This is a genomic window from Maricaulis sp. (assembly GCF_017643475.1).
Taxonomy (GTDB): domain Bacteria; phylum Pseudomonadota; class Alphaproteobacteria; order Caulobacterales; family Maricaulaceae; genus Maricaulis.
In genome coordinates this window covers 140,718-159,146 of sequence record NZ_JAEPNI010000004.1, presented here as the reverse complement: position 1 = coordinate 159,146, position 18,429 = coordinate 140,718, and the positions used below count along the sequence as shown (strand labels likewise).

The following is an 18,429-nucleotide window of genomic DNA, read 5'->3' as shown; positions in this document are numbered from 1 at the left end:
CGTTCCTGACGGATCAAAGAATGACAGAGCAACTGGCGCTGGATCTGCCCGTCGAGGTCGATTTCAGCCCTGAAAGCTATATTGCAAGCCCCGCCAACCAGGACGCTCGCGCGGCCCTGAACCGTTGGCGTGACTGGCCGGACCGGCGCATGGCGCTGATCGGGCCGGAAGGATCAGGCAAATCCCATCTAAGCCATGTCTGGGCCTGGCAGATGGACGCGCATATCTGCACGGGTGATAGCCTGGCCTCGACGCTGGAGAGCCTGCCGGGTGGTGTGCCGCTTGTCGTTGAGGCAATGGATGCCACCTTGCCGGAACAAGCGCTATTCCACGCGATCAATCGGGCGTCGGAGGGCGATATCAGTGCCTTGCTGCTGACGGCGCGAACGCCGCCGACGCAATGGACGGCGCACTTGCCTGACCTGATCTCCCGTTTGCGGGCGACGCCTCAAGTGGCGCTCGCGGAACCGGATGACGAGATGCTGACCGCGCTGATGCAGAAACACCTCCAGGACCGGCGAGCTCCGGTCAAGGAAGGGGTGATCGAGTATCTTTTGCCGCGTATGGAGCGTTCGGTAACCGCCGCGCGTGCGATCGTTGAGCGCATGGACAAACGCGCGTTGGTCAAGCAAACCCCCATAACGCGAGCCATCGCCCGCGAAATCCTGGAAACCTGGTCTCAAACGGAGTGTGAGGATGACCTCCCCGGCAGTTGAGAATACCGAAATCGAGGCGCTGAAGACCTCGCCCTCACGTTTTTTGAACCGCGAGCTTTCCTGGTTGCGCTTCAACATGCGTGTCATCGAAGAGGCCGAGAACCCGGCGCTTCCGGTGTTCGAACGACTGCGTTTTCTGTCGATCTCCGCCAGTAATCTGGACGAATTCTATATGGTGCGGGTGGCCGGTCTGCGGGCACTGGTGCGAAATGGTGTGACCCGTCCGAGCATTGACGGACTGACCCCTGCTGAACAGATCGAACAGATCCATGTCTTGGCCAGCGAGCTTATGGGCAAGCAGCAGGCACTGTGGAACGATCTGCGCGAAGAAATGCGTGAGCACGGCGTCTTGGTCCAGTCCGCCGATGAACTCTCCAGGACGGATGAGGCCTGGCTGCGCGGGGATTTCCTCTCGCACACGCTGCCGGTCATCACGCCGATGGCAATTGACCCGGCACACCCGTTTCCCTTCATCCCCAATCTCGGCTTCGCCCTGGCCCTGCATTTGCGCAACAAGAAGACCTCCAAGGAGATGTATGCGCTGATCCCGATGCCCAGTGGGGTCCGGCGTTTTGTGGAGCTTCCCTCCCGTTCCGTGAATGACCGTGGCCGCCCAGAGCGCCGTTTCATCCCGCTGGAAACCGTGATGGCGATGTATCTGGACACGCTGTTTCCGGGCCATGACGTGCTGGCACAGGGAGCTTTCCGCGTCATTCGCGACAGCGATATCGAGGTCGAGGAAGAAAGCGAGGACCTGGTTCTCGAATTCGAGAAAGTCCTCAAACAGCGCCGGCGCGGTGTCATCGTTCGTCTGAAGATGGATGCGGCGATGCCGGACTATCTGCGTGACTTCATCCTGGCCCATCTAAACGCAGAAGATCAGGATGTTGTGCCGATCTCCGGAATTCTGGGACTTTCACAGGCCAATGAGCTGATCCCAACCGATAATCCGGACCAGCTTTTCCCGGCCTACGAGCCGCGATACCCCGAGCGCGTCATGGATCATGGCGGTGATTGTTTCGCCGCCATCAAGGAAAAGGATATTGTTGTCCATCACCCGTATGAGAGTTTCAATGTGGTGGTGGAATTCCTGCGCCAGGCTGCGGCGGACCCCGATGTCGTCGCGATCAAGCAGACGCTTTACAGGACGTCGAAGAATTCACCGATTGTCGCTGCTCTGGTTGAAGCCGCTGAGTCTGGCAAGAACGTCACCGCACTTGTCGAGCTGAAGGCGCGGTTTGACGAGGAGGCCAACCTGAAATGGGCGCGCGATCTGGAGCGCGCTGGCGTCCAGGTGGTCTATGGATTCATCGAGTACAAGACACACGCGAAAATCTCGCTGGTCGTGCGCCGAGAAGGCAATGACCTTCGCACCTATTCCCACTTCGGAACCGGCAATTACCATCCGATCACAGCCAAGGTGTACACCGACCTCTCGGTCTTCACCGCGGATCCGGCCTATGGCCGTGATGCCGGGCGGGTGTTCAACTATGTCACCGGGTATGCGCGTCCTGAAAATCTGGAACGTCTTTCTGTCTCGCCGATCAATCTCAAGGAAAATCTCATCGAGATGATCGACAACGAAATCGCGAATGCAAACGCCGGAAAACCGGCAGCGGTTTGGGCCAAGCTGAATGCGCTGGTCCATCCCGAGATCATTGATGCGCTTTATCGTGCCAGCCAGGCCGGCGTAAAGGTTGAGCTGGTCGTGCGCGGTATTTGTTGTCTGCGCCCGGGCATTCCGGGCCTGTCGGAGAATATTCGCGTGAAGAGCATTGTCGGGCGGTTTCTTGAACACACCCGGCTTGTGTGTTTTGCCAATGGTGAGGCGATGCCATCCCCCAGGGCCAAGGTCTTCATCTCGTCTGCTGACTGGATGCCACGCAATCTGGATCGTCGCGTCGAACATCTGTGTCCAGTGCAAAACCCGACCGTGCATCGTCAGATCCTTGATCAGATCATGGTGGCCAATCTCAATGACGAGGTCAGCAGCTGGTACATGGACGGGGCCGGCGATTACCGGCGGGTTGATATCAGCGCGATCGAGGAGCCGTTCAGTGCCCACGCGTATTTCATGACCAATCCAAGTCTTTCCGGACGGGGCGAAGCACTCAAGGATGACCAGCCTCCGGTGCTGACAGGTCATGGCTAGGACTATTGAAACAAACCCCTGATCCTTCTGCGGTTTCCCAGGAACTCGCTGTTGAGCGTGATATCGCCGTCATCGATATCGGGTCGAACACTGTGCGCCTGGTACATTTCCGGCTGCAGGGGCGGGCGATATGGCCAGTCTACAATGAAAAGGTCATGGCCGGTTTGGGGCAGGGTGTTCGCGCCACGGGCAAGCTGAACCCGGAAGGGCGCGAAATCGCGCTGCGGGCGCTCAAGCGTTTCCAGCGCATTCTCGATGCCAAGGGTGTTTCGGAAGTTCACGCTGTGGCGACCGCCGCTGTGCGCAATGCGGAAGATGGCGCTGATTTTGTCCACGAGGTTGCCAATCGTTCCGGGTTTGATGTGCGTATTCTATCCGGTCGCGAGGAAGGCGAGATCTCGGCGCTGGGCCTGCTGGCCGGTATCCCTGACGCGCATGGGATGACCGGCGATCTGGGTGGGTCCAGCCTTGAGCTGACTTCGATCAACAATGGTGTGGCCGGACAGGGAACGACACTGGCCCTGGGCCCCCAGGAAGTGTTGGGGAATGGCGATTGGGATTATGATGATGCCCGCCGCAAGATCGACGACCGTCTCGACGAATTCGGGCTGGATACGCGTCCGGGGCAGACTTTCTACGCCGTCGGCGGTGCCTGGCGGACGCTGGCGCACATCGCTTTTGCGCACGAAAACCACCCACTCAAGGTCGTACATCAATTCGACATGACAGCCGCCGAGGTGGAGACCATCACCCAGCTGGCGATCCAGGCCAGCCCGTCGTCGCTGGAGGGCACGCCGGGTATCTCCCGTCGTCGCGCTGTGACACTACCGTATGCCGCGTTATTGCTGCGCCGCATCGTCAAGAAGGGGAATTTTGCCCGGGTCAGTTTCTCGGCCTATGGGCTGCGTGAAGGCGTGTTGCTGGAAACCATGCCTGGGGGCGTGCGTGATCAGGACCCACTGATCGCCGGAGCCGAGGCGCTTGCGCGTCCGATAGCGCCGACGCCGGGTTTTGGCATGGCGCTGGCCAATTGGTTGCGCCCAATGCTCGGGGAGCTCGACCCTGTCTTTGCGCCCCGGCGTGACCAGATCCTGCGGGAGGCGGCCTGTCGGCTGGCTGATTTCGGCGCGCGAATGCATCCGGACCATCGCGCGGACCTTGCTCGTGACACGGTGCTTTATGCGCCGTTCGCCGGGCTCTCACACCCAGAACGGGCTTTTCTCGGAACGGCCCTGCACTTCCGTCATGGCGGGAGCGGGCGTGCCTTGGACAAACATCCGGTTGCCCGGTTGATGGATGCCGACCAGCGCCGCATGGCGGAATGTCTGGGGCTGTGTCTGCGACTGGGGTCGAAACTGTCCGGTCGTTCGGTCAACCTGCTCAAACGTTTCCACATCGGTTTCGAGAGTGGCAAGCTCTGCGTTACCGTGCAGGAAAGCGTGCACGATCTCTATGTCGAGCGCTCGGTTACACAGCTCAAGGCAATCGGGGGGCTGATCGGTGTTGATACCGAAGTGCGGTATGTCGATTAACCCTTCAGGTCTTTCGCAACAACTTTACCGTCTTCCAGAGCCAGCGAGATCTCGCCTTTCTTGAGACGCAGTGCCGGTTCTCCGAAAACGTCGCGGCGCCAGCCGTGCATGGCCGGAATGTCGGCTTTGTCGTCGGCGGCGATCTTTTCCAGATCCGGAACTGTTGCGATCAGCCGCGAGGCCACGCCAGCCTCTTCTGCGACCAGTTTCAGGTAGACCTTGAGAAGCTCGACCGTCGGACCGATGCCGCTGGGCGGCGGGGCCGGTTTTTCGACCTTGGGCGCATAAGCTTCCGGATCGGCCATGGCCGTCTTCATGACCTCGTAGAGGCGTTCGGCGGGCTTGGAGCGCTCAAAACCCTTGGGCACTCCGCGCAGACCTGCCAGATCGTCCGGCTTGACCGGGGCGACACCGGCGATCTCGTAGAGGGCATCGTCCTTCATCACGCGCTGACGCGGCATGTCGCGGGTCTGGGCTTCGCGTTCACGCCAGGAGGCGGCGGCACGCAGGCCAGCGACCCATTTGGGGTGCGTCTTGCGCAGTTTCAGGCGTTTCCAGGCGTCTCCCGGTTCCAGTCGATAGGTCTCGGCCCGGGTCAGGATCGCCATTTCTTCGGCCAGCCAGGCCTCGCGCTTTTTCGCTTCCAGGCGCTCGCGCATGATCGGGTAGAGATCGCGCAGATGCGTCACGTCGGCGATGGCGTAGTCGAGCTGTTTCTGGCTCAGCGGGCGGCGGGACCAGTCGGTGAAGCGCGGGCCCTTGTCGATGGAGCGCTTTAGGAAAGAGCGCACCAGACCGTCATAGGCAATGCTGTCGCCGAGGCCCAGGGCCATCGCGCCAACCTGCGTATCGAACATCGGGGTCGGGATCAGGTGTTCGCCGAGATGGAAGAAGATCTCCAGGTCCTGGCGGGCGGCGTGGAAGACTTTCATCACGCGATCGTCCGCCATCACTTCCCAGAAGGGTTCCAGGTCAATGCCATCGGCCAGCGGGTCGATGATCACCTCTGTCTCGCCGCCAGCTGCCTGGATCAGGCACAGGGCAGGCCAGTACACGGTTTCACGCATGAACTCGGTATCGACCGCGATAAAGTCGCATTGCAGGAGCGCGTCACAGGCCTTCGCCAGCTCTGCCGTCGTCGTAATCATTTTCATGGAGCGGGTTGTTAGCGCGACCCGCCCCATTTTTCCATCAGCTTTGGCTGTTAGACTTGGGTAAATACCTCAGGGATGCGGCAGCAATGACACAGGTGCCTAAGGCCACGAAGACGATCGCCCACCATTTGGGCAGGGCGTAGATGCTCAGGGCGAGCAATCCCATCTGGCCAACCGAGGCCCCGCCGGCATTGAGAATATTGCCGGTCGCGAGCAGGCGGGCGCGCTTGTCGACCGGTGCGCGATGCTGGGCCATGGCCTGCAGGGGCACGATATACATGCCGGCGGCAAGCGCCGTGAGAAAGAAACCGGCCAGGAGGCGCCAATTGTCCGGATTGTCCATGAAGACCATGGCGCCAACCGGCTCCAGCGCCGTTTCCCAATGGGCCAGTTGCCAGGCCACATCCAGGAGGAAGATGGTCATGCCGAACCCGCCAGCAATGGTGAAGATGATGGCGTCCTTGCCGCGCGAGAATGCTCCACAGGCCAGCGAACCAGTGGCTGCACCGATGACAAACAGGACCGAGAGCAGGGCAACCAGGTCAGCGCCTTCACCCAGCGTGTCGCGCACCAGGGTGGGAATGAGCGTGATCAGCCCGCCGGTCGCGAGGTAGAACCAGGCCATGCCCAGCAGCGGTCGGAAAACCGTCGGGTGCCTGGACGCGACCCAGATGGAACGCACGGTCTCGACCACGAAGTTCCAGCGGATTTTGAGCTTGGGATTGCCGGCCGGAGAGGGAGGGGTCGGCAGAATGCTCAGCCAGCCCAGGACGGCGAAAACAACCAGTATGCCTGCGATCAGAACGCGACCGTTCTCCATCGCTGGCAGAAGTTGGCCGCTGGCCTGTCCGACGAGCAAGAGCAGGAAGAAAACCGCGCCGAAGATGGCATTGCCTGAAACCAGCTCATCTGGCTTGAGATAGTGCGGCATGGAAGCAATACGCGACGGCGAATAAAAGGCGGACTGGGTTCCCATCAAGAACAGGGTCAGCATCAGGACCGGTCCTGAATTGAGCAGGAAACCAATTGCGGCAATGACCATCAGGATGATCTCGGCGAACTTGGTCCGGCGCATGATCATGGCCCGGTCATAACGATCCGCGATCTGGCCGGCGGTCGCCGAGAAGAAAAACAGTGCTGCCGTGAACATGGTCGCCGCAATCGGCACGACCATGTCGGACGGCAGGCCGGCAACAGTCAGGCCGTGATAGGTGGCCAGCACGACCAGCGCGTTCTTGAAGAGGTTGTCGTTGAACGTGCCCAGGGCACTCGCGGCTAGGATCGGCGTGAAGCGTTTTGTGCCGATCAGTCCAAAAGCGGTTTTCAGGCTCATTGTGATGCCTCCTGGAAGGCCTTGCCTTCCGTTTCCAGCGCGCGGGTCGCGTTTTCAACGCTTGCCTGCAGGCGCTGCATAAATTCGTCCCGGGGCAAGCCCGCGGGAATGGGATCAAGGAATTCGATAACGGCCGGGCCCTTTGTCTTGTGCCAGTCTTCCTGGTTCCAGCGCAGGCCAACATTGGTGGCAGCGGGAATGACGGTTCGGTCGAGTGTCTCGTAGATCTTGTGTACGCCCTTGCGATAGCGCTTGGTCTCGCCGATCGCGGCCAGGCCGCCTTCAGGATAGATCAGGATCGGACGGTTCTCTCCGTGACTGCGGGCGATTGCGGCTTCCAGGGCTCCCGGAGCAGTCGTATTGCCCTGGGTGTTGACCATGGTCGCGCCAGCCTCGCGTACGATGCGGTTGATCAGCGGGAATTTCTTGATGCCGTTGCCGATAACAAAATTGATGTCGCCGGTGATCGCCATCATCAAAGGGCCGTCCGCATAGGACTGGTGTTTCGCGGCGATAATGACCGGTTGCTGTGTCGGCGGCGTCCCACGGACCTCGATGGGTATCCCGGCCACGTGTTCCAGGCAGAAACGGACGCTTTTGCAAAATCCGATCATGCAGCCCACCAGGGGAGCGCGCCAGGGTAACCAGGACAGCGCATAACACAGCAGGGCAAAGATCGCCGCTATGCCCCAGAAGAGGGCATTGAAAATCATGGATCGCATGGCTGAGCCTCCCCGCTTCGCCATCGTGACCGGACGGGCGCGTCTTTTCGCGCGCCTAGACCCGGCACTCCGTGTGCTGAACAGATTGCAGTGCTTGGTGCTCATGGGCAAATTCGGCTTCCAGCGCGCGCGAGTGACGTTCCACATTACATTCCAGCTGTGACAGGAAGCTGTTGCGGTCGGCAGCGGGTTGCATGGGTTCCATGAACTCGATCACGGCCGTGCCGGAGAACTTGTTCCACTTCTGCTGCGGCCAGCACTGGCCGAGATTGGTAGCGACCGGGACAACCGGACGGTCCAGCTGGTCGGACAGTCGCCAGGCTCCGGAGCGGTACTGCATGCCCGTGCCGACTTCTGTCAGATGGCCTTCCGGATAGATCAGGACTGGGCGCGGGGCGCCTTCGCCCTGGGAGCGTTCAATGCCGGCTATCAAACTGGCTGCGGCAGCTGCGCCACCCTTGTTGTTGACGACAATCGCGCCACAGCGTTTCAGCACCCAGCCGATCAGCGGGAATTTCAGCATGTGATCGCCACACACGAAGTTCACATCTCCGCACTTGGCCATCATCACGATGCCATCACCCCAGGACTGGTGTTTGGCAGCGATGACGACGGGCTGGTTTTTCGGCGGCGTACCGCGAACCTCGATCTTGATGCCGCAGACGACGCGCATCAACAACACGGTCAGGCGGCAATAGGAGCGCAGCCCATGCATCAGGGCGAAACGACCCGGAATGAGGGCCAGGATGGCGCAGACCACCGCGTAGATCGCGGAGATCGACCAGTAGAGAATATTGAAAATGAAAGAGCGCATTGGATCGTCTCCTCTGGGTCCGAAATTCAGGACCGCAGCACGGCCATGATGCCGCGCGTGAATTCTTCGATGTGATCGGTCAGCGGTGGGTTGATACGGCCATATAGGCTGTATTCCGCGGGTTGCATGACGACGCCCAGCGCCATGCCCGAGCGCAGCTCTGCATCGCCCTGGGCGATCTCGCCGCGATCCATGGCCTGTTGCACACAGGCGGCCATGAAGTCTGACGGGTCGGCCCCACCATCACCCGTGGCCGAGATGAAGTGGTTGCGATGGGCCAGGTGATAGGTGAATTGCGCCGGGTCCTCGTCGGCCAGCTTGCAATAGGCGGTGACGAGGGTTCGAGCGATATCCTCCATCGAGGCGTCTGCCTTGAGGTTTTGTGTCACTAGGTCCTGGAGCTTGGCATGGATGGCTTCGAACATCAGGCGAGCCAGCTCGTCCTTGGACTTGAAATGGCGATACATCGCGCCGTCGGATATCACGCAGGCCTCGGCGATCTGCTTGATTGAAACGCCGTCAATACCGTGACGGGCAAAGAGTTGCAGGGCCGCGCGCTCGATACGGGCCTTGGTGCTGCCATAACGGGCGGTGACGCCGAGATTGGCGTCCGTGCCGTCAAAAATATCTTTGCGAAGCATGCCTTCCATGGTGTGTCCCTCACGCAAGTGAATGTTCATTTACGTGATGTTTAGCGGAGGTGTTCGTGTGGCGCAAGTGAATAGTTACTTACATACTCGATTTTTTATCGTCTGCGTCAAAGAAAAGGGCGCCACCAGGGCGCCCAAGTTGTTTTTACTGAAGGGGAATTTCGTAAACTTGATCCGGGAAAAGTCTCGAACAGAAGGAAGCCGGTGTTTCGGCTAATGCGCTTCTGTTCGGTGTTTCATACGCCTGAAAAGCGAAACTATCTCCCGTAAAATGATTTCTTAATGAAACATTAGCGCGTGGGGCGAGTTATTGCAATCCCGACCGCACGATTGCGCTTGATAGACCCGGACGGTCGCTCGCTGTTGCGCCGATTCAAATGGGACCTTCCAGGCTGTCGTTCGTCACTCGGCGCTGGCCTGGCCGGAGCGCCCTGTTAGACAGGGCGTACATCCAGGAGAGTTTGATCATGTTTCGAGTTCTTGTTTCCGCGCTGTTTCTGTCGATGGCACCTGTGGTATCGGCTTTCGCCCAGGATGTTTCCGGCTTTGCGATGAGCCAGGGTGTTTGGAGCGTTGAAACACGTTTTACCGACGAAAACGGTGAGTGGGGCGAGCCGGCTGCTTCCCATGCCAGCGGCCAGACAACGCTGGGTGGGGCATTTCATGAGCTCGATGTGGCCGTTCCGTTTCCTGGCGCCGTTTTCCAGATGCGCATGAGCCTTGGTTATGACCGGTTCAATCAGCGCTATCGGGTTGTCGTTCTGGATGACCTCAATGGCTATACCGACCTTTATGACGGTGAAGGTGAAGCCGGCGCGCCCATCCAGGTGACCAATCTCAATTCCGGCACCGGCTTCCCCACTTCGGAGGGCGGATATGTGTTTGGCCGACTGACCTTCGAAGACACGGAAACCGGTTTTGCAATCCTTGCTGAAAGCGCCGTGGATGGCGGCGAAAGTTGGGCTCCCTTCATGCGGATGGTGTTTGAACCGCGCAACTAGGTACGTGCAACGGACCCGGGAGGGGCTTTCCCGCGACAATCAACTGCAGCCCATCGCCCGTTATCCTTGACATTGTGCGCCGCAAACCGGCATGTCGCGGCAACACGATTTCTGTTCTGACGGACGACGCACAATGCACGCTTATCGCTCTCACACCTGCGCTGAACTGCGCCCGGAACATGTTGGCCAGGAGGCCCGTATTTCCGGCTGGATCCACCGTAAACGCGACCATGGCGGTCTGCTGTTTATCGACCTGCGTGACCATTACGGTCTGACCCAGTGTGTGCTGGAGCCGGAAAGCGAGCACTTCACCACGCTGGAGCGCCTGCGTGTCGAGAGTGTCGTCACGATTACCGGTGAGGTGATCGCCCGTTCCGCAGAGACCGTGAACGAGAACCTGCCGACCGGTGGTGTCGAGCTGCGTGTGAAGGACCTCGCCATCCAGTCCGAAGCCGACGAGCTGCCGCTGCCGGTCTTCGGCGAGCCGGAATGGTCCGAGGAAGTTCGCCTCAAGCACCGCTATGTCGACCTGCGTCGTGAGAGCCTGCACCAGCGGATCGTCAAACGGTCCCAGATCATCGACAGCATTCGTCGTCGCATGGTCGATGAGGGCTTCACCGAATACCAGACGCCGATCCTGACCGCCTCGTCTCCGGAAGGCGCGCGTGACTTCCTGGTGCCGGCACGTCTGCACCCGGGCAAGTTCTACGCCCTGCCGCAGGCCCCGCAGCAGTTCAAACAGCTGATCATGGTCTCCGGCTTTGACCGCTATTTCCAGATCGCACCGTGTTTCCGTGATGAGGATGCGCGCGCGGATCGCGCGCCGGGCGAGTTCTATCAGCTCGACATGGAAATGAGCTTCGCCACTCAGGAAGACGTATTCAACGTCATCGAACCGGTCATGAAGGGCCTGTTCGAGGAGTTTTCCGAAGGTCGTTCCGTGCCGGATGCAAAATTCCCGCATATCGCCTACAAGGATGCGATGCAGTGGTATGGTTCCGACAAGCCGGACCTGCGCAACCCGATCAAGATGTCGGATGCATCCGAGACTTTCCGTGGCTCCGGCTTCAAGGTCTTTGCCGGCATGCTGGAACGCAATCCCAAGGTCCAGGTCTGGGCGATCCCGGCCAAGACCGGTGGTTCGCGCGCCTTCTGTGACCGCATGAATTCCTGGGCCCAGAAAGAGGGCCAGCCGGGCATGGGCTATATCTTCTGGCGTGAAGCCGATGGTGGCCTGGAAGCCGCCGGACCGATCGCCAAGAATATCGGACCGGAGCGCACCGAAGCCCTGCGCGCCGATCTCGGCCTGGAAGCCGGCGATGCCGTCTTCTTCGCGGCCGGTGATCCGAGCGAGTTCGCTTCCTTTGCCGGCAAGGCGCGCGACGTCGTCGGCACCGAGCTGGATCTGTGCGAGAAAGATACGTTCCGCTTCTGTTGGATCGTCGATTTCCCGATGTATGAGTGGGATGAAGAGAACAAGAAGGTCGAGTTCTCGCACAACCCGTTCTCCATGCCGCAGATGACGGCCGAGGAATTCCTCGCTCTGGACAACCCGTCCGACGAGACCCTGCTGGCCATGAAAGCCTGGCAGTACGACATCGTCTGTAACGGCGTCGAGCTCTCTTCCGGTGCTGTGCGTAACCACCGCCCGGACGTGATGCTGAAAGCCTTCGAGTATGCCGGCTACAGCGCGGATGTCGTTGAGGAAGAGTTTGGCGGCATGCTCAACGCCTTCCGCTTCGGTGCTCCGCCGCACGCTGGCGTCGCGCCGGGTGTCGACCGGATCGTCATGCTGCTCTGCGAACAGGAAAACCTGCGCGAAGTCGTGATGTTCCCGAAGGACCAGCAGGCCCGCGACCTGATGATGAACGCGCCGGGCACGGCCGAGAACAAACACCTGCGCGAGCTGCACATTCGCACGGTTGTTCCGGAAGAGAAAAAATAGGGCCCCTCGACGCCAAGTGTCGTCACAGCGGCATTTACTGATAGAGCGGGGCCCTTGGTGGCCCCGTTTTTTATTCCCGGTCCTGGCAAGAGGAGAAGACGAGCTGGATATCCGTCTTGCCTGGCTTATCGAAGATTCGAGATGGCGGGACTGGTTGGCGCGACAATCACCGCGTGTCGTCAGAGGCGGAACGTGACGATCAGGTCTTGTTTGGTGATGTCGTTAGTATGGTCAACAGTCTCCATTGCTTTGTGGGCAATCATAAGCGGTATCGATCCGCCTTCCACGCCACGCCTCGGGGCGTGCGTGGCGTTAATTTCGCCAAGCAAGTCTCTCAAAAAAGGATAGAAAAATCCGTTGCAAAGAGGCTTCATATAGGTCAATCAGGAATTGTTTTTTTGCATCATGGGGGACCCAATGAAAATCAAAGCTATCCTCGCTGTCTCTGTGGCAGCGTTGTTCGCTACGGCCTGTACGTCCACTCCGAAAGTCGACGTACGCCAGCCGGGCGACCAGAGCATGAGCTGTGCGCAGCTTGAGGAAGAAATGCATGCTCTGGACGATATCCAGGAAGAAGCCGAGAACAATCAGGGCGTCAATACGGCTAACGTGGCTGCTGTTGTATTCTTCTGGCCTGCAGCTGTTGGAAACTACATGGAAGCTGACCGGGCGATGGACCTTGCTCAAGAGCGTCACGAGCACCTGATGGACATCTATGACGCCAAGTCTTGTGAAGTTTCCTGATTGGAAACTGCAAACGGATATGAAGAGGGGGCAGCTTTCCCTACTTCGTATCGATACAAAGAGAAGGGCCGCTCGATGAGTGGCCCTTTTTTCTAGTTTTCGTCGAGCTCGACTTCTGGCGCATCAGGCTGTTCCGGGGTTTCGAATTCAAATTCGAACTCCTGGTCGCGGCCACCTTCCAGTTCCGGGATATCTTCGATGATTTCCAGCGCGGTCGGTGGAAATGGCCCGGGCATTACGAAGACATAGTCACCATCATGGCCGTCAGGGATCACGATCCTGCCCTGGCGCATGATCTGGTTGCTCATTTCCAGCGCGAAGGCACGCTGATGTTCCAGAGCCTCGCGACGGACCTCGATGCGGTCACGCTGCGCGTCGGCGATGTCGCGTTCCATTTCGTCAAACGCCCGCACTGTCTCGCGCTGGGCGCGCGAAAGTTCGCGCTGTTCATCGCGTAGTTCGCGGCTGACATCACCGCCATTGCGTTCGGCTTCGCGGATGGCGCGATCAATCTCGCGTTCGCGATGGGCCAGGTCACGCATGGCGGCACGAAGGGCGCGTTGTACTTGCTGACGTTCGACCTGCTGGGCCCGGTCCTCGGCAATAGTGCCCAGTTGGTGCAGCAGTTCCACACGGATCCCGCCGACCGCCTCAAGCTCCTGCAGCAGCGCCTCGGTTTCATCACGTCCTTCGCGGGACAGCACACGGAAGTCGTAGGAATAGCCGACATTGCTGCGGGCCTCCGAGTGACACGGAGGCAGGGCGACGCCGCGGCCAATCTGGGTTTCTTCGTTACCACAGGCACCGGCCAGAGCACTCTTGGTGAGACCCTGCGGGTCAACAATCACAGCCGAGGAAAAATCGACGCCCGACAGTTCCGCCTCGCGGAAGTCGACCTCATGCAGAACAGCACCTTCGAAACTCACATCCGTGAGGTCAGCATCGCGAAAGTCGATGCGTTCACCAACTACATGGCTGAAATTGGCATCGCGGAGCTGGGCGTCGCGAAAGACGGTTCCATTGAGATTGGCGCGCAGGAAATTCACCTGCTGCAGCTCGGTATCTATGAAACGTGTATTGATCAGCTCACTGCCGACAAATGTCACGAAAACCAGCTCGCCCTCGGAAAAATTGGTCCGGGTCAGATCGGTATCCGAGAAGTTCACGCGTTCGACTCGCGCATTGCGCAGGTCGACATGTGACAGGTCGGAATTGAGGAAAGTCACGCCGCGAAGCTGGGCCTCGTCGAGGTCTGCATGCGCGAAATCGGTCTGTGCGAAGCGCGATTCCATGAAGTTGGAACCGACCAGCTCGGAATTGCGGAAACTGGATCCCGAAAACTCCGCGCCGATGAAGGTCGCGCCGGACAGGTTCTTGTCGGAGAAGTCGCAGTCCTCGCATTCACCGCCGATCGCCAGGCCGCGGCGTGGCTGATCGTTTTCACCTGCCAGAGCAGGCGAAGCGGCCAGAATGCTGCCGCCCAGAAGCAGGGCGCTGAACAAATGCAATGACTTCATACTAACCGGATAGGTCAGGTGACACCCGAAATCGACTTAAAAGCCAGTAATATCGGGTATTAGAATACAACTAGCAGTTCGCGATGTTCAAGCCGGCGGGCAGTCGTGTGCTGCTGTCACCGCAGGCCGTATTCAGCTGGGCTTGGGTCAGGCCGCCTGCGGTTTGCAGATCGGCACCGGAAAGATTGGCACCCGTCAGGTCAGCACCGCGCAGGTCCGCCCCGCCGAGATAGGCGCCGACCAGCACAGCGTGCTGAAGATTGGTATTGCGGAAATTCGCTCTGGTAAACCGAGCGCCGAACAGATTGGAGACACTCATGTTGGCACCATTGAAATCCGCCCGGTTCATTGTTGCCAGCGAGAGATCGGCCTGGCGCAGACGCGAACCGGCGAGATTGACGCCGGGCAGGTCGCGATAGGCGAGGTCGGCCTGGAAGAGATTACAGCCCGCGCAGCTTTGCCCAGCCTGGACACGGGCGATCTCGCCGGCATTCTGCGCCAATGCCGGGCTAAGACCGAACAGGGTCATGAAAATAGCTGCGATAAACCGTGTCATTGTGGGCCGCTCCGCTTGGACTTTCCCTGTCAGTGCAAGCCTTGCGCCGGTTTTCAGCCGGACCAGTTGCACGCGTCACAGCGGGAGCCATTACCTTCGCTGACCAGGGTGAAATGACCACATTCCGGGCAGGGGTCGCCCAGATAGGCGCTGACTTCACTGACCGGGCTGGTTGTCGCTACGGTACTGCTGGCAGAGGCGTGCTCGATCTCGACAATTTCTTCCTGGACGATCTCGTCGCCATCATTGGCGTTGGCCGCTTTCTTCGCGGCACCAGCGAACATCAGGATATTGTCGGGCACCTGGCCTCGCGAGAAACCGCGCGATATGAAGCGGGCCGCGTCTTCCTGCAGGAGTTTCTCCTGCTCCACTCCCTGGCCCAGACCACCCGGATCGGCCTTGTCCGGTGAAATTTCCGCCAGATCGTCCCGCCCGAGATAGGACACGCCGAGTTCGCGGAAGAGGTAGTCCAGAATGGACGTCGCCTGTTGAATGGAATCATTGCCCTCAACGGGCCCGGCCGGCTCGAAGCGCGTGAAGACGAAGGCGTCGACATATTCTTCCAGCGGCACGCCGTATTGCAATCCGATGGAAATCGCGATGGCGAAATTATTCATCAGCGAGCGGAAGGCGGCGCCTTCCTTGTGCATGTCGATGAAGATCTCGCCCAGCTCGCCGTCATCAAACTCGCCGGTATGCAGATAGACCTTGTGGCCGCCCACGGTAGCTTTCTGGATATAACCCTTGCGACGATCGGGCAGCTTGCGGCGCGCTGCGGGTTTTTCGACGACACGTTCGACCTCGACGGTGCGCTCGATGATGCGCTCTTTCTGGGGCTCGGCGGTGTAGTCGCCCTTGTCGAAATCGATCGCCGGCAACATGTCAAACAGGCCGGAACCCGTGCGGCGCATCGCGACCTGGCGCAGCCCGACTTTCATAGCAAGATCAAAGAGTTCTGCGACATCGTCGATGGTTGCTGCGGCGTCGAGCGCCAGGCGTGTGTCGCAGACGCCGGACATCTGGCTTTCCAGCGCAGCGGCCATCGCCAGCTGGGCGCGGTTGGACGGTTGTTCGAATACACGTCGCTGTTCCGGGCTGAGTGACGGTGCGTCGTCCAGCTGGCCGGAGCCGTGGGCGTAACGATCCGCGATGGCAACATCGCTGTCGGAGTAACCAGCGGCTGCGCACAGGGACTGACCCTGTTCCGCGACGACATCGTGTGGCAGGCGCAGAATGTCCCGGCACACCCGGTCTCCCAGCGTCCAGCGGTTGAAGGCGAAGCGGATGGACGCGCCTTCGCCAATACTGTCATCCATGCGCTCAAGCGCCTCGATCGGCACGCCCTTGAGCATCAGATCCTCAAAGGAAATCCCGGGAGCGCCCTTGAATGTACCGTGTCCGGCGGCGTGGTCCTCGGCCTTCTCGATCTGGCTGGCATTGAGACCCAGCGCTTTCAGGCCATTGCGTGCACTGTCCCGCAGCGTGCTGCCACCAGTTTCGCCCATATCCGTGGTGATGGAATTGATGACATGGCTTGCGCCCAGTGCGTCGGCTTCGATCAGCGGTGCGACGTCTGCAGGCACAGGCAGCGCCGACAGCAGCACGCCAGGGCGTGACAGGGCACCTTTCGCTTCAAACCGGGCCGGCAGCTCGCGCAGTCCGTCCGCCAGCGTCTGCAGGGCTTGTGGCAGCTCGCCAGCGTCAAATTCGATGTCTGCGCCCAGCGCCGGGGCCATGGCACCGGTCTGTGCACAGGCCTGGCGCATGTATCCAGTAATCAGCCGGGTAATGGCTGCGGCCGTCTTGCGACCAATTTCGCTGTCGTAGGCAATGCCGCAGGACATGAGCACGGCGGCCATGCCGCTCAGTGAAAATGTTCCCGCAACCGGTTCGTCCTTGGGTGCGCTGACGCTAAGCGCGGTTGTCCAAGCAAAAACGGTGTCTGAGAGCAAATCCGTGCGCAGTCCGGACGCGTCCAGGAAGGCTGGCAGGTTCAGATAGACGACGGCGCCAGTTTCGGTCGGGCTTTCATGGAAGCTGAGCTGTGGTGCACCAAAACTCCAGATGGAGCGGGCGATCGTGTTGCGGAAGCCGCGGGCACGCACGCTTCCGCCCTTTGGCCCAAAGCTCCAGGCGCTGTCGGCCTCGAGCGCTTCGAGAAGACCCGGCGCGACTTCGAGAACACAGGCAGCTGGCGTTTCCATCTCTGGCGCCAGGCCTGCGAGCGTATCGTCGTCGGCGCCCTGTTGCGCGAGGGCCAGGGCCCGTTCAACGGCTTCTTCAGGGACACCGTCGCGCAAGGCCTGTCGCATGGCACGGGCGAGTGCTGCGTTCTGGCGTGGATCGAAACGCTCTGCCTCGCCGGAACAGCGCCGGCAGGCTTCGCCGATTGCGCTGAGGCGATCCTTCATCACGCGTGCGCCGACATCGAGCACGCTCGAGCGGAGTTCCTTTTGAGCGACCTGGCGCAGGCGTTCCGGCGCGTCCTCGGCGCTGGCAGAGAAGCGGTCTGTTCGGCGTGCGGGTGTGGATGACGGGATCGCGTCCCCATAAGCCCAGTCAGCGCCCCCATGACGCCAGAGATCGGCTTCTGGCACGACGAAACGACCCAGCATGCTCAAGGCGAGTGTGTCACGTAGCCGGTTTGCGTCTTCGGTGTCTTCGATCAGACCGGCCCGGGCGACTGCCCAGGTCAGCGAGCCGGACAGGCGGTCGATCGCGGGTTCGATACTGTTTTCGACTTCGCGTTCCTTGCCTGCCGGGATCTGTGCGACCAGGCCGGCATAGGCTTTCAGGCCCGGTTTGGTCCGGGTGCGGGTCGGTCGTGGTGTGTCGAGCAGGTCGGAAAGGGCGCGGGCCGCGGCCTCGTTCCAACCCTTGGGCAGGCGCATGCTGCGGACCGGTGAGGGGACGTCGCTGTCCGGATCGAAATCCAGTGCGATTTCACGCGCTTCGATTTTTGCGGCTTCAGGGGCTGACTTCAGCCATTCCTTAAAGCTTTCCAGCATCTTCATGTGACCACCCTCACGCTCCCGAATCGGTCGGGAATCGCTCGACTCTAACAAGCCCGGTGAGTCGTCTGAAGCCTGCGGTTAAGAAGACTGGACCCGGAGGCGCGGGAAGGGCATATACGGGCAGATTGTTACGACCGACTCGGAGCCACCCAATGCTCGGATTTATCTCCAAGATCTTCGTCTGGTGGAAAGACGCCACACCCGGAACGCTGCTGACCATCTCCTCGCGCGGCGGCAAGCTGGTGGGCAAGGACGAGTTCGGCAACAAGTATTACGAGGAAAAGGGCGTCACCGGTCCCGATGGCAACAAGCGCCGCTGGGTCATCTATAACGGTTACGCCGACGCCTCTCGCGTGCCGTCCGACTGGCATGGCTGGATGCATCACACGTTTGAACATCCGCCGACCGAAGCGCCGCTCAAGCGCCAGGACTGGGAAAAAGACCACCATCCCAATCTGACCGGAACGGTTCACGCCTATCGCCCGTCAGGCTCGCTTGCCCGCGCAGAAGACCGCCAGACTGCTTCTGGCGATTACGAGGCCTGGAAGCCGGAATAATCCGGATCGCCTGTGAGGCGTA

15 protein-coding genes are annotated in these 18,429 nt (G+C 60.2%); 7 read left to right on the top strand and 8 right to left on the bottom strand.

The annotated features are described in order from the left end of the window. Positions 1–20 precede the first annotated feature (20 nt). Genes JJ889_RS14240 through JJ889_RS14230 form a run of 3 tightly spaced genes read left to right on the top strand, consistent with a single transcriptional unit; the run spans position 21 to position 4,400 of the window. On the top strand, positions 21–716 hold the full coding sequence (locus JJ889_RS14240) for a DnaA/Hda family protein (RefSeq protein WP_291896243.1): 696 nt from the start codon (positions 21–23) through the stop codon (positions 714–716). Further along, on the top strand, positions 697–2,868 hold the full coding sequence (locus JJ889_RS14235; RefSeq protein ID WP_291896241.1) for an RNA degradosome polyphosphate kinase: 2,172 nt from the start codon (positions 697–699) through the stop codon (positions 2,866–2,868). The genes JJ889_RS14240 and JJ889_RS14235 overlap by 20 nt, the downstream gene beginning before the upstream one ends. A 5-nt stretch (positions 2,869–2,873) precedes the next feature. Beyond that, positions 2,874–4,400: a Ppx/GppA family phosphatase gene (locus tag JJ889_RS14230; RefSeq protein WP_291896240.1), complete on the top strand. Its 1,527-nt coding sequence runs from the start codon at positions 2,874–2,876 to the stop codon at positions 4,398–4,400. Here the strand turns inward: JJ889_RS14230 and rnd are convergent. The 5 genes from rnd to JJ889_RS14205 are packed head-to-tail and all read right to left on the bottom strand — an operon-like array spanning position 4,397 to position 9,064. Continuing rightward, entirely contained in the window at positions 4,397–5,554 is a 1,158-nt protein-coding gene (rnd, locus tag JJ889_RS14225) for a ribonuclease D (RefSeq protein ID WP_291896238.1), read from the bottom strand. The two genes, JJ889_RS14230 and rnd, sit on opposite strands and share 4 nt — an antisense overlap. A gap of 37 nt (positions 5,555–5,591) precedes the next feature. Continuing rightward, positions 5,592–6,887 (bottom strand): MFS transporter, encoded by a 1,296-nt coding sequence (locus JJ889_RS14220; protein ID WP_291896237.1) that lies wholly within the window; start codon positions 6,885–6,887, stop codon positions 5,592–5,594. Then, the gene (locus JJ889_RS14215) at positions 6,884–7,609 is read right to left on the bottom strand and encodes a 1-acyl-sn-glycerol-3-phosphate acyltransferase (RefSeq protein WP_291896235.1); all 726 of its coding nucleotides are present in this window, start codon (positions 7,607–7,609) and stop codon (positions 6,884–6,886) included. Before JJ889_RS14215 ends, JJ889_RS14220 begins: the two co-directional genes overlap by 4 nt. Positions 7,610–7,664: 55 nt before the next feature. Then, positions 7,665–8,423: a 1-acyl-sn-glycerol-3-phosphate acyltransferase gene (locus tag JJ889_RS14210; protein WP_291896233.1), complete on the bottom strand. Its 759-nt coding sequence runs from the start codon at positions 8,421–8,423 to the stop codon at positions 7,665–7,667. A gap of 26 nt (positions 8,424–8,449) precedes the next feature. Next, positions 8,450–9,064: a TetR/AcrR family transcriptional regulator gene (locus JJ889_RS14205; protein WP_291896231.1), complete on the bottom strand. Its 615-nt coding sequence runs from the start codon at positions 9,062–9,064 to the stop codon at positions 8,450–8,452. Between the two features lie 476 nt (positions 9,065–9,540). Here JJ889_RS14205 and JJ889_RS14200 point away from each other — a divergent pair, with 476 nt between their 5' ends. From JJ889_RS14200 to JJ889_RS14190, 3 genes are all read left to right on the top strand, one after another. Further along, positions 9,541–10,074 carry a DUF1579 family protein gene (locus tag JJ889_RS14200; protein WP_291896230.1) on the top strand — a complete coding sequence of 178 codons (534 nt, stop codon included), beginning with the start codon at positions 9,541–9,543 and terminating at the stop codon, positions 10,072–10,074. 133 nt (positions 10,075–10,207) lie between these two features. After that, positions 10,208–12,019, top strand: a complete 1,812-nt coding sequence (gene aspS / locus JJ889_RS14195; protein WP_291896229.1) for an aspartate--tRNA ligase — start codon at positions 10,208–10,210, stop codon at positions 12,017–12,019. 417 nt (positions 12,020–12,436) lie between these two features. Next, entirely contained in the window at positions 12,437–12,763 is a 327-nt protein-coding gene (locus JJ889_RS14190; protein ID WP_291896227.1) for a hypothetical protein, read from the top strand. 92 nt (positions 12,764–12,855) lie between these two features. Here the strand turns inward: JJ889_RS14190 and JJ889_RS14185 are convergent, their stop codons facing one another. From JJ889_RS14185 to JJ889_RS14175, 3 genes are all read right to left on the bottom strand, one after another. Then, positions 12,856–14,280: a pentapeptide repeat-containing protein gene (locus tag JJ889_RS14185; RefSeq protein WP_291896226.1), complete on the bottom strand. Its 1,425-nt coding sequence runs from the start codon at positions 14,278–14,280 to the stop codon at positions 12,856–12,858. Between the two features lie 70 nt (positions 14,281–14,350). Then, complete coding sequence (locus JJ889_RS14180; RefSeq protein ID WP_291896225.1) at positions 14,351–14,836, bottom strand: pentapeptide repeat-containing protein; 486 nt, start codon at positions 14,834–14,836, stop codon at positions 14,351–14,353. Positions 14,837–14,889: 53 nt separating this feature from the next. Further along, positions 14,890–17,850, bottom strand: a complete 2,961-nt coding sequence (locus tag JJ889_RS14175; protein ID WP_291896223.1) for a hypothetical protein — start codon at positions 17,848–17,850, stop codon at positions 14,890–14,892. Positions 17,851–18,002: 152 nt separating this feature from the next. Here JJ889_RS14175 and JJ889_RS14170 point away from each other — a divergent pair, with 152 nt between their 5' ends. After that, positions 18,003–18,407 (top strand): NADH:ubiquinone oxidoreductase subunit NDUFA12, encoded by a 405-nt coding sequence (locus tag JJ889_RS14170; protein WP_291896222.1) that lies wholly within the window; start codon positions 18,003–18,005, stop codon positions 18,405–18,407. The last annotated feature ends 22 nt before the right edge of the window (positions 18,408–18,429 follow it).